Here is an 11,756-nt window from a genome sequence, read left to right as displayed (position 1 = left end):
GCCGGCACCCACGAGCCGGCGGCGGGCGGGGAGACGCCGTGCCCCCGCCCGCCGCCCCCACCACTCGCACCAGGGAGGCAGCCGTGACGAACCCCCCGGCACCGGCACCGGCATCGGACCACCAGTCACCCGCGCGCACCGGAGTGTGGCTCATCGGAGCCCGTGGCTCCGTCGCCACCACCGCCGTCGCGGGATGCGCGGCGATCACCGCCGGGCTCCACCCCGCGACGGGCATGGTGAGCGAGACCGCTCCCTTCGCCGCGGCCGGCCTCCCACCGCTTACTTCCCTGGTCTTCGGCGGCCACGACACGGCCGCCTGCCCGCTGGGCAAGCGGGCCGAACAGCTCGCGGAGGGCGGCGTGCTGCCGCACGGCCTGCCGGCCGCGCTCCGCGCCGAACTCGCCGCCGCCGACGCCGAGATCCGCACCGGCGGCCCGCTCCCCGGGGACACCCGCGGTGACGAGGAGCTGATCGCGGCGTTCGCGGCGGACATCACCGCCTTCACCCACCGCCACGACCTGGCGCGGACCGTCGTCGTCAACGTCGCCTCCACCGAGCCCGTTCCCGAGCCCGGGAGCGACCGCCTCCCGGCGAGCTCCCTCTACGCGGCGGCGGCGATCGAGGCCGGATGCGCCTACGTGAACTTCACCCCTTCCACCGGGATACGGACCCGGGACCTCGCCGAGGCGGCCTCCGCCCGCGGCCTGCCTCACGCGGGACGGGACGGCAAGACGGGGCAGACCCTGCTCCGCTCCGTCCTCGCCCCGATGTTCGTGCAACGCGCCCTGTCGGTACGGGCCTGGTCCGGCACCAACCTGCTCGGCGGCGGCGACGGGGCGGTCCTCGCCGACCCCGCGGCGGCCGCGGCGAAGAACGCCGGCAAGGAGCGCGTCCTCGCCGACGCCCTCGGCGCCGCCCCCGAGGGCGAGGTGCACATCGACGACGTCCCCGCCCTCGGCGACTGGAAGACGGCCTGGGACCACATCGCCTTCGACGGCTTCCTCGGCACCCGCATGGTCCTCCAGACCACCTGGCAGGGATGCGACTCCGCGCTCGCCGCCCCGCTCGTCCTCGACCTCGCCCGCTTCGCGGCCCGCGCCCAGGAGGCCGGTCTGAGCGGACCCCTCCCCGAGCTGGGCTTCTACTTCAAGGACCCCGACCCGGGCGCCCCCGCGGCGCTCTCCGAGCAGTACGGGGAGCTGCTGGCCCTCGCCGTGAGGCTGGGGGAGTCCCGGTGAAGGCATCGGGAGCGGGGCGACTGCGAGCCCTGGCCGTCGTGGCGGCCCTCGGCGTCGTGACGGCGTTCGCCGCGCGCCGCCCACCGCGCGGCACGGTGCACGACACCGTCCCACGGGCCGGGGCGGCCCGCGGCACGCACCGGCCCGGGGCGGAGGAGGGGGCCGCCCCGGGCGGGTCCGGCGGCGCCCGGCCCGCCGGGCCCGGGAAGGCCGACGACGCCGACGGCGCCGAGGCCGGACGGCCCGCACCGGCCGCGCGGCTGTGGGACTGGGCCGAACTCTTCCGCGTCTCCGCCCTGTTCACCGTCCCGGGCGACGCCCTCGCGGGCGCCGCCGCGACCGGACGCGGTCCCCGTCGCGGCACGTTGCTCGCCATCGGCAGCTCGCTGTGCCTCTACCACGCGGGCATGGCCCTCAACGACTGGGCCGACCGCGCCGAGGACGCCGTCGACCGCCCCCACCGCCCCCTCCCCTCCGGCCGGATCAGCCCGGCCGCCGCCCTGACGGCCGCCGGGGCGCTCACCGCGGCCGGCCTGGCGCTCGCGGCCCGCGCGGGACGCGCCCCGCTCGCCCTCGCCACCACCCTCGCGGCGACGGTCTGGGCGTACGACCTGCGCCTGAAGCACACGGCGGCGGGACCGGCCGCCATGGCCACGGCACGCGCCCTCGACCTCGTGCTCGGTGCGACGGCCACCCGTCCCCGGGCGCTCGCCGCCGCGCTGCCCCACGCCGCCCTGCTCGGCGCGCACACCTACGCGGTCACCACTGTCTCCCGCAACGAGACGCGGGGCGGCTCCAGCAGGGCGCCGCTCGCCGCGCTGGTCACGACCACGGCGATCGCCGCCGTCACGGCCGACGCCGCCCGGACGCTGCACCGGCTGCGCGCCTCGGCACGCCCGCCGTCGGCCACCGCCCGGCACGGGGCGGGCGGTGGCCGGCGCGGGCGACCGGCCCCGCGGACGGAGCAACCACCGGCTCTGCCCCCCGTCATGACGGCACTGGCTTCCGCCGCCTACGCCGGCACCGCGCTCACCCCCTTCCTGCACGCGGCTCTCAACCCGTCACCACAGCTCACCCAGCGCGCGGTCGGCGGCGGGATCCGCGCCATGATCCCGTTGCAGGCCGCCCTTGCGGCCCGCTCAGGCTCGGGAGCATCCGCGGTGGTCGTCCTCGCCCTCGGCCCCGTCGCCCGCCGGGTCGCCAGGAAGGTGAGCCCCACATGAGCCTGCGCCTCGGCTACGGAACCAACGGCCTCACCGACCTCCGGCTCGACGACGCCCTCGCCCTCCTCGCCGACCTGGGCTACGACGGCGTCGGACTCACCCTCGACCACATGCACCTGGACCCGCTGGCACCCGACCTCGCCGCCCGCACCCGCCGCCTCGCGGGACGGCTGTCCGCCCTCGGCCTCGAGGTCACCGTCGAGACCGGCGCCCGCTACGTCCTCGACCCGCGGCGCAAGCACGGTCCCTCCCTCCTCGACCCGGACGCCGACGCCCGCGCCGCGCGCACCCGGCTGCTCGTACGCGCCCTCCAGGTCGCCGCCGACCTCGGGGCCCACGCCGTGCACTGCTTCAGCGGGATCACGCCCGCCGGCACGTCGTCCGCCACCGCCTGGCAGCGGCTCGAAGGCGCCCTCGCACCCGTCCTGGACGCGGCGTCCACCGCCGGAATCCCGCTCGCGGTCGAGCCCGAGCCCGGTCACCTCCTCGCGTGCCTCGACGACTTCCACCACCTGCGCGGCCTGCTCGGCGATCCCGAACCCCTCGGACTCACCCTCGACATCGGCCACTGCCAGTGCCTGGAACCGGCGCCCCCCGCCGACTGCGTCAAACAGGCCGCCCCTTGGCTTCGCCACGTCCAGATCGAGGACATGCGCCGCGGCGTCCACGAACACCTCCCCTTCGGCGACGGGGAGATCGACTTCGCGCCCGTCCTCCAGGCCCTGACGGACACCGGCTACGAGGGCCTGACCGTCGTCGAACTTCCCCGCCACTCCCACGCCGGACCCGAACTCGCCCGCACCTCCCTCGACTTCCTGCGCTCCCACACCCCCACGAACGGAGCCACGGCATGACGACACCCACTCGCGAGGGCCTCCACGGCCGGCTCGGCGACGCCGCCGGTGCCTGGCTCGACACGGCCCTCGCCGAAGCCGGAGCCGCCCGCGACGGCACCACGGACGACGACACCCCCACCACACCCTCCGCCGTGCCCGCCTGGGAACAGCGCTTCGCCTCCGCGGGCCGCCACTGCGGCCAGGAGCACGCCGACGCCGCCCGCTTGCTGCTCCTACGGGAGGCCCGGGCCGACGCCGCCACCCTGACCCGCCTGTACCGGCAGGGCACCGCCGCGGAGCGCCGCGCCGTCCTCCTCGCGCTGCCGCACCTCGCGCCGGCCCCCGCCGACGGGGTGCCCCTCGTCGAGGACGCCCTGCGCACCAACGACACGCGGCTCGTCGCCGCCGCCGTCGGCCCCTACGCCGCGGAGCACCTCGACCCGCACACCTGGCGCCACGCCCTCCTCAAGTGCCTGTTCACCGGGGTGCCGGTGGACGCGGCCGCCCGGCTCGAGCACCGGGCACGCGGCGACGCGGAACTGGCCCGCATGCTCGGCGACTACGCGGCCGAACGCACCGCCGCGGGCCGGCCCGTCCCCGCGGATCTCCACCGTGTCCTCGCCCTGACGTCCCGGACGGAGGAGTCCTGATGCGCATCTTCGACCCCCACATCCACATGACCTCCCGCACCACGGACGACTACGAGGCCATGTACGCCGCCGGTGTCCGCGCCCTGGTCGAACCCTCCTTCTGGCTCGGTCAGCCCCGTACCTGCCCCGAGTCCTTCTTCGACTACTTCGACTCCCTCCTGGGCTGGGAACCCTTCCGCGCCGCGCAGTACGGCATCGCCCACCACTGCACCGTCGCCCTGAACCCCAAGGAGGCGAACGACCCGCGCTGCCTCCCCGTCCTCGACGCCCTGCCCCGCTTCCTCGTCAAGGACAACGTCGTCGCCGTCGGCGAGATCGGCTACGACTCGATGACCCCCGCCGAGGACACCGCCCTCGCCACCCAGCTCCAGCTCGCCGCCGACCACGGACTGCCCGCCCTCGTCCACACCCCGCACCGCGACAAGCTCACCGGGATGCGCCGCACCATCGACGTCGTCCGCGAGTCCGCGCTCGACCCCGAGCACGTCCTGCTCGACCACCTGAACGAGACCACGGTGAAGGAGGCCGCCGACAGCGGCTGCTGGCTGGGCTTCTCCATCTACCCCGACACCAAGATGGACGAGGACCGCATGGTCGCCGTGCTGAAGGCCTACGGCACCGAGAAGACGCTGGTCAACTCGGCGGCCGACTGGGGGAAGAGCGACCCCCTCAAGACCCGCAGGACCGCGGACGCGATGCTCGCCGCCGGCTTCACCGACGACGACGTCGACCAGGTCCTGTGGCGCAACCCCGTCGCCTTCTACGGCCGCAGCGGCAAGCTGCAGCTCGACGTCCCCGCCCCCGCGGACCTGCACGAGGGCAACTCCATCCTCCGCGGCGGGGAATGAGGAGGCGGTACCCATGCGCTTCCGGCACCCCGACGGCTCCGTCGTCCACCTGGCCTACTGCACCAACGTCCATCCCGCGGAGACGCTCGACGGAGTCCTCTCGCAGCTCCGCGACCACTGCGAACCCGTCCGCAAACGGCTGGGCCGGGACCGCCTCGGCATCGGTCTGTGGCTCGCCAAGGACGCCGCGCGCGCCCTCCACACCGATCCGGCGGCCCTGCGCGGGCTGCGCACCGCACTCGACCGCCGCGGCCTCGAGGTCGTCACCCTCAACGGCTTCCCCTACCAGGGCTTCGGCGCCGCCGAGGTCAAGTACCGGGTCTACCGGCCGGACTGGACCGAGCCCGAGCGGCTCGCCTACACCAGCGGCCTCGCCGACCTCCTCGCCGCCCTGCTCCCCGCCGACGTCACCGAAGGATCGATCTCCACCCTCCCGCTCGCCTGGCGCACCCTCTGGGACGACCGCGCCGCACGCAGCGCCAGGACCGCCCTCACCACCCTCGCCGGACGGCTCGACGCGCTGGCCGAACTCACCGGCAAGTCCATCAGGATCGCCCTGGAACCCGAACCGGGCTGCATCGTCGAGACCACCGCGGACGCGATAGAGCCCCTCACGGCGATCGCCCACCCCCGCATCGGCGTATGCGTCGACACCTGCCATCTCGCCACCTCCTTCGAAGAACCCGCCGCCGCGCTGGACGCGCTGACCGCGGCGGGCATCACCATCCCCAAGGTCCAGCTCTCCGCCGCTCTGCACGCCGAACACCCGCACCTGCAGGACGTGCGCGACGCGCTCGCCGCCTTCTCCGAGCCCCGCTTCCTCCACCAGACGCGCGCCCGCACCGCCGGCGGCCTGCACGGCACCGACGACCTCCACCAGGCGCTCACCGAGGGGCCGCTCCCCACCGGCGCGCCCTGGCGCGCCCACTTCCACGTGCCGCTGCACGCACCGCCGGCGCCTCCGCTCACCTCCACCGTGCCCGTCCTGAAGGACGCCCTCGCCCGCCTCGTCGGCGGCCCGTCCCCGCTGACCCACCACCTCGAGGTCGAGACCTACACCTGGCAGGCCCTCCCCGCCGAGCTGCGCCCACGCACCCGCGCCCAGCTCGCCGACGGCATCGCCGCGGAACTCGGTCTGGCCCGCGACCTTCTCCACGACCTCGGCCTGAAGGAACTCCCATGACCGACACCGCCGGGCCGGCCCCCCTCCTCGTCCTCGACGTCGTCGGCCTCACCCCCCGGCTCCTGGACCACATGCCGCATCTGAGGCGGCTCGCCGACAGCGGCTCACAGGCCCCGCTCGGCACCGTCCTGCCCGCCGTGACCTGCGCCGCCCAGTCCACCTTCCTCACCGGTGCGCCGCCCGCCGGGCACGGCATCGTCGGCAACGGCTGGTACTTCCGCGAACTCGGCGACGTCCTGCTGTGGCGTCAGCACAACGGTCTCGTCGCGGGCGACAAGCTGTGGGACGCCGCCCGCCGTGCCCACCCGGGCTACACCGTGGCCAACATCTGCTGGTGGTACGCCATGGGCGCCGACACCGATGTCACGGTCACCCCACGCCCCGTCTACTACGCGGACGGCCGCAAGGAGCCCGACTGCTACACCAGGCCCCCCGAGCTCCACGACGAGCTCACCGACGCCTTCGGGACCTTCCCCCTCTTCCACTTCTGGGGCCCCGGCGCCGACATCGTCTCCAGCCGCTGGATCATCGACGCCACCCGGCACATCCTGCGCACCCGCACACCCGACCTCGCCCTCTGCTACCTCCCGCACCTCGACTACGACCTGCAGCGGTTCGGCCCGGACGACCCCCGCTCCCGCCGCGCGGCCACCGAGCTGGACGAGGCCCTGGCCCCGCTCCTCGACGACGCACGCCGGGAGGGCCGCACGGTGGTGGCGCTCTCCGAGTACGCCATCACGCCGGTCAGCCGGCCCGTCGACATCAACCGCGAGCTGCGGCGCGCCGGGCTGCTGGAGGTCCACACCCAGGACGGGATGGAGTACCTCGACGCGATGGCCTCCCGCGCGTTCGCGGTCGCCGACCACCAGATCGCCCACGTGTACGTGCGCCGTCCCGAGGACCTCGAAGCCACCCGCAAGGTCCTCGCCGCCCTGCCCGGCGTCGCCGAACTCCTCGACGACGAGGGCAAGAAGCGCCACGGTCTGGACCATCCGCGCTCCGGCGAGCTCGTCGCCGTGGCGGACCCGGACGCCTGGTTCACGTACTACTACTGGCTCGACGACGACAGGGCACCCGACTTCGCCCGGCTCGTCGAGATCCACCGCAAACCCGGTTACGACCCCGTCGAGCTGTTCATGGACCCCGCGGACCCCTACGTCCGCGTCAAGGCCGCCACGGCCCTGGCCCGCAAGAAGCTCGGCATGCGCTACCGCATGGCGGTCGTGCCGCTCGACCCCTCGCCTATTCGAGGCAGCCACGGCCGCCTCCCGACGAGCGACGAAGAAGGTCCGCTCATCCTCTGCTCCATCCCCCGTGCCGTCGGCGGCCGCGTCGCGGCCACCGAAGTGAAGTCCCTGCTCCTGCGCCTGGCAGGACTCCACTGAACCACACATCACCGACGCCAAGGAGTTATCCACAATGACCAGCACGCGTCGTAACAGCACCCCCGACCCGGAGCTCAGCCGCAAGCTCAGCAGACGCGGCATGCTCGGCGTCGCCGCGGGGGCCACCGCCGCCGCGCTGCTCGGCGTGACCGCCCCCACGGCCGGCGCCCACGACAAGGCACACGGCAAGGGCCACGGCCGCCCCGTCCTGCCTCCGGGCCGCCTCGGCATCCAGCTGTACTCGCTGCGCGACAAGGTCTCCACCCTCGGCTTCGCCCCCGTCTTCGCCGAACTCCAGAAGTACGGCTACGACGAGATCGAGTACGCCGGCTACACCCAGGGCTCCGCCGGCGCCATCACGCTCGCCCAGCTGCGCCGGCTCGCCCGTGACCACGGACTGCGCGCCATCGGCAGCCACGTCGGCTACTACAACGACGGCGACCCGGGCGCCTACACCTTCGCGCAGAACCTGACCAAGGTCCTCGACGACGCCGAGGCCCTCGGGCTGAAGCACATCGGCACCGCCTCCGGCCCCTGGCGGTACGGCAGCACCGTCGACGGCTGGAAGCGCTGCGCCGAGGAGTTCAACGCGTACGGCGCCGCCGCCAAGGCCCGCGGCATGAAGTTCTACCAGCACAACCACGCGGACGAGTTCTCCTTCGCGACCGACCGCCCGAACGTGCGGCTGTACGACGTCCTGCTCGCCGAGACCGACCCCGACCTGGTCTACCTGGAGATGGACATCTACTGGGCCTACGCCGGCCAGTTCCGTTTCTCCAAGCGGGCCGACGGCACCCCCGCCCCCTTCGACCCGCTGCGCTACGTCCTCAAGCAGCCCGACCGCTACCCGCTCTTCCACGTCAAGGACGGTGAGCGCGACGACACCGCCGGCGACGGCTACCGCATGGTCGACGTCGGCGACGGCGACATCGACTACCAGCGGTTCATCTCGGCGGTGACGCGCACGCACGGCGGCCGTCTCGACCACCACTGGCAGACGGAGCACGACACACCGGCCGATTCCTTCAGCTTCGCCCGCAGGTCGAGCGCGTACCTGCACTCGCTGCGCGAGAAGGACTGCTGACGTCGCGTCGGTCCCGATCTGACGCTCCGTCTGGGTCCCGTGCCCGCCGCCCGGGCGGGCCGGGGCCCTTCGTCTTCCGGCGAGGGGCCGGGCTTGCGCGTCGCCGCGACTTCGGGCAGCCCCGCGGCGGCAGCGGTGCGCGAGCCTGTGACCAGGGACGGAGCGGTTCCGTACCGCTCCGGCCCCGCTGTCGGCGCGGTCGCCCCGGAGGGCGGGTGGCCGTGTTGGCGTACGTTGTCGGTGACGAGGATTCACCCGTCGGGAGGTCCGGACGTGACGGTTCGTGATTACGGTGCGTCGCGGAACGGTTGAGGTCCCGTCGGACCCGTGATCATCAGGCATTCGGCGTTGTGCGCGCTGTCCCGTGTCCACCGTTCGCCGTACCTGACGCCGCGTCGCGTGACGGAGCGTGACGGAATTCCGTCGTGCGGCGCGGATGTCCTCGACGCAGGCTCTCCATGTCGGAACCTTGCGGGCATCGCCACGGTGCCCGCCGAGACAGGAGAGTCAGTATGCGCGTTTCCCGTTTTGTGGCCGCTGTCGGCGTGGCCTCTGTCGTTCTGCTGGGTGGTGCCACTGCTGCCGGCGCCGCCACCCCGGACCTCGCCAGCACCAAGGGAACCCACGTCACGGGCGACCACGGTCGCGGCGGCTACGACCGTGGTCACGGCGGCCGCGGCCACCACCGTGACTCCTACCGCTTCGACCACGGCTTCTTCGGCTCGTACCTCTTCGGGCCCTACCTCTTCGACCCCTTCTTCTTCGGTGGTCGCTACCGCTGACCTCCGGTCGGCCTGAACGCCCACGCGTGACGGCCGTCGGTTCACCGGGCCGCCGCCCCCGCACAGGGGCGGCGGCCCCCGCGCGTATGGGGCGGTGCACGGCCGCGGACTCCCATGTGAACGGCGATAACGCGTCGGCGTTATCGACGCTTGCGTTTCCGTCGATAACGTGGCACTGTTATCAGCGGAAGCGGGGTGACGGAAGGAGTCGCCCCCCTCGCATGATCAGGAGACCGCCATGACCGAGACCACCACCACCCGCCGCGTCGCGATCGTCACGGGCGGCTCCCGCGGCATCGGCCGCGAGGTCGCGCTGCGCCTGGCCGCCGACGGCCAGGCGGTCGTCGTCGCCTACGCCGGCAACCAGGCCGACGCCGACGCGACCGTCACCCAGATCGCGGCCATCGGCGGTTCCGGCCTCGCGGTACGGGCCGACGTCGCCGACGAGAAGGCGGTCCAGGAGCTCTTCGACGCCGCGGAGCGGGAGTTCGGCGGTGTGGACGTCGTGGTCAACTCGGCCGGCCTCATGATCCTGAACACGGTGGCGGACTTCGACCTCGACGCCCTCGACCGCATGCACCGCACCAACATCCGCGGCACCTTCGTGGTCAACCAGCAGGCCGCCCGCAGGCTCCGCGAGGGCGGCGCCGTGATCAACGTGTCCTCGTCCCAGACCCGGATCGCCACGCCGACCTACGCGGCGTACGCCGCGTCGAAGGGGGCGGTCGAGGCCATCAGCCTGATCCTGGCCCGGGAGCTGCGCGGCCGCGACATCACCGTGAACGCCGTCGCGCCCGGCCCGGTCGCCACCGACCTGTTCCTCAACGGCAAGGACGAGGCGACGATAGAGCGGTTCGCGAAGCTGAACCCCCTCGAGCGCCTCGGCTCCCCGCAGGACGTCGCCGAGATCGTCTCCTTCCTGGCCGGCCCCGGTCGCTGGATCAACGGTCAGACGATCTTCGCCAACGGCGGAGCGGCCTGACCAGCCGGCCGCGCCCGTGCGCGCGGCCCCTCCGGGCACCGCACCGCGGGTCCGTCCGCCGGACGCCGGGTCCTCGACCCGCCCGCCTCCCCCGCGCCTCGACCGCATCCTGCCCCCTGCAGATCCCCCACCTCGCGCCACCCCACCCCGACCCGGGACCCGGACGCCACAGCCGCCGGGACCGGTCCCCATCAGCCCAAGGAGATCCGTCATGTCCCCCGTGTCCTCCGTCGTCCTGGTCACCGGTGCGAGCTCCGGATTCGGCGCGCTGGCCGCCCACGCCCTGGCCTCCGCGGGCCACACGGTCTACGCGAGCATGCGCGACATATCCGGCCGCAACGCCGAGCGTGCGGCGGAGGTACGTGAACGGGCCGCCCGCGAGGGCATAGACCTGCGGGTCGTCGAGCTCGACGTGCTGTCGCAGGACAGCGCGGACCGCGCCGTCGCCACCGTCCTGAGCGAGGCCGGCCGGCTGGACGTCCTGGTCCACAACGCGGGCCACATGGTGCTCGGCCCCACCGAGGCCTTCACCCCGGAGGAGATGGCCGCGGTCTACGACACCAATGTGCTGGGCACCCAGCGGGTGAACCGCGCCGCACTACCCCACCTGCGGGCGCAGGGACAGGGTCTGCTGCTCTGGGTCGGATCCAGCAGCACCCGCGGCGGCACCCCGCCCTACCTGGCCCCGTACTTCGCTGCGAAGGCCGCCATGGACGCCGTCGCCGTCAGCTACGCCGCCGAGGTCGCCCGCTTCGGCATCGACACCTCCATCGTCGTCCCCGGCGCCTTCACCTCCGGTACGAACCACTTCGCCAACGCGGGCCACCCCGCCGACACCGGCACCGTCGCGGCCTACGAGACACGCTACGAGGGCCTGACCGAGCAGGTCGGCCGCGCCCTGGCCGCCATCACCCCGGCCGACGCCGACGTGGCGGAAGTGGCGCGCGAGATCGTCCGCGTCGTCGGGCTCCCCGCCGGCAAGCGGCCGTTCCGTACCCACATCGACCCCGCCGACGACGGCTCGGAGGCCGTCTCCGTGGTCGCCGACCGCATCCGCCAGGACTTCTACCACCGGATCGGCCTGGACGACCTGCTCGGCCCGCGCGCCGAAGCCTGACGGACCCGCAGTCGACCGGCCCGACAGTCGACCGATCCCGCAGCGACCCGCCCCGGCCTGCCGGCGCACCGGACCCTTCGGGGCGGGGGCGCCGGGAGGTACCGAGAAGGAGAACCATCATGACCACCTTCGAGTTTCCCGAGCTTCCCGAGCCCGTTCGGCGTGCCGTCGCCGCGGCGAACGCCCATGACACCGAGGCCTTCCTCGACCAGTTCACCGAGCACGGCGCGGTGGACGACTGGGGCCGCCGCTTCGAGGGCCGTGAAGCGGTCGAGGGATGGAGCGACCGCGAGTTCATCGGCGTCAAGGTCTCCCTGAAGGTCACCGCGGTGACCCGGCGGGGGGACCAGGTGATCGTCTCCGCCCAGGTCGGCGGCGACGGATTCAACGGCCCGTCGGACTTCGCCTTCACCGTCGAGGGCGACAGG

The 11,756-nt window shown here is 73.7% G+C and carries 12 protein-coding genes; all 12 read left to right on the top strand.

Features of this window, described 5'->3' with window-relative positions; translation table 11 throughout:
- The first annotated feature begins 83 nt into the window (after positions 1-83).
- The gene (locus ACFV3E_RS25085; RefSeq protein ID WP_500536683.1) at positions 84-1,238 is read left to right on the top strand and encodes an inositol-3-phosphate synthase; all 1,155 of its coding nucleotides are present in this window, start codon (positions 84-86) and stop codon (positions 1,236-1,238) included.
- Positions 1,235-2,461, top strand: a complete 1,227-nt coding sequence (locus ACFV3E_RS25080; RefSeq protein ID WP_500536682.1) for an SCO3242 family prenyltransferase — start codon at positions 1,235-1,237, stop codon at positions 2,459-2,461. The genes ACFV3E_RS25085 and ACFV3E_RS25080 overlap by 4 nt, the downstream gene beginning before the upstream one ends.
- Positions 2,458-3,315, top strand: coding sequence for a sugar phosphate isomerase/epimerase family protein (locus ACFV3E_RS25075; protein ID WP_500536681.1), 858 nt, complete (start codon positions 2,458-2,460; stop codon positions 3,313-3,315). Before ACFV3E_RS25080 ends, ACFV3E_RS25075 begins: the two co-directional genes overlap by 4 nt.
- Positions 3,312-3,947 carry an EboA domain-containing protein gene (locus ACFV3E_RS25070; RefSeq protein ID WP_500536680.1) on the top strand — a complete coding sequence of 212 codons (636 nt, stop codon included), beginning with the start codon at positions 3,312-3,314 and terminating at the stop codon, positions 3,945-3,947. Before ACFV3E_RS25075 ends, ACFV3E_RS25070 begins: the two co-directional genes overlap by 4 nt.
- Entirely contained in the window at positions 3,947-4,795 is an 849-nt protein-coding gene (locus tag ACFV3E_RS25065; protein WP_499515846.1) for a TatD family hydrolase, read from the top strand. Before ACFV3E_RS25070 ends, ACFV3E_RS25065 begins: the two co-directional genes overlap by 1 nt.
- 13 nt (positions 4,796-4,808) lie before the next feature.
- Positions 4,809-5,978, top strand: coding sequence for a metabolite traffic protein EboE (eboE, locus tag ACFV3E_RS25060; RefSeq protein ID WP_500363133.1), 1,170 nt, complete (start codon positions 4,809-4,811; stop codon positions 5,976-5,978).
- Entirely contained in the window at positions 5,975-7,363 is a 1,389-nt protein-coding gene (locus tag ACFV3E_RS25055) for an alkaline phosphatase family protein (RefSeq protein WP_500536679.1), read from the top strand. Before eboE ends, ACFV3E_RS25055 begins: the two co-directional genes overlap by 4 nt.
- 34 nt (positions 7,364-7,397) lie before the next feature.
- A complete protein-coding gene (locus ACFV3E_RS25050; RefSeq protein ID WP_500536678.1) occupies positions 7,398-8,447 on the top strand; it encodes a sugar phosphate isomerase/epimerase family protein in 1,050 nt (349 codons plus the stop codon).
- Between the two features lie 545 nt (positions 8,448-8,992).
- Positions 8,993-9,229, top strand: coding sequence for a hypothetical protein (locus ACFV3E_RS25045; RefSeq protein WP_500536677.1), 237 nt, complete (start codon positions 8,993-8,995; stop codon positions 9,227-9,229).
- A 238-nt stretch (positions 9,230-9,467) separates the two neighbouring features.
- Positions 9,468-10,211 (top strand): SDR family oxidoreductase, encoded by a 744-nt coding sequence (locus tag ACFV3E_RS25040; RefSeq protein WP_500536676.1) that lies wholly within the window; start codon positions 9,468-9,470, stop codon positions 10,209-10,211.
- 211 nt (positions 10,212-10,422) lie between these two features.
- Positions 10,423-11,328, top strand: a complete 906-nt coding sequence (locus tag ACFV3E_RS25035; RefSeq protein ID WP_500536675.1) for an SDR family NAD(P)-dependent oxidoreductase — start codon at positions 10,423-10,425, stop codon at positions 11,326-11,328.
- A gap of 119 nt (positions 11,329-11,447) precedes the next feature.
- Positions 11,448-11,756, top strand: a 309-nt coding sequence (locus tag ACFV3E_RS25030; protein WP_500536674.1) for a nuclear transport factor 2 family protein, incomplete at its 3' end; no start/stop codon positions are given.

It is taken from the genome of Streptomyces sp. NPDC059718 (genome assembly GCF_042733315.1).
Taxonomy (GTDB): domain Bacteria; phylum Actinomycetota; class Actinomycetes; order Streptomycetales; family Streptomycetaceae; genus Actinacidiphila.
This window is presented reverse-complemented; position numbering and strand designations above follow the sequence as displayed.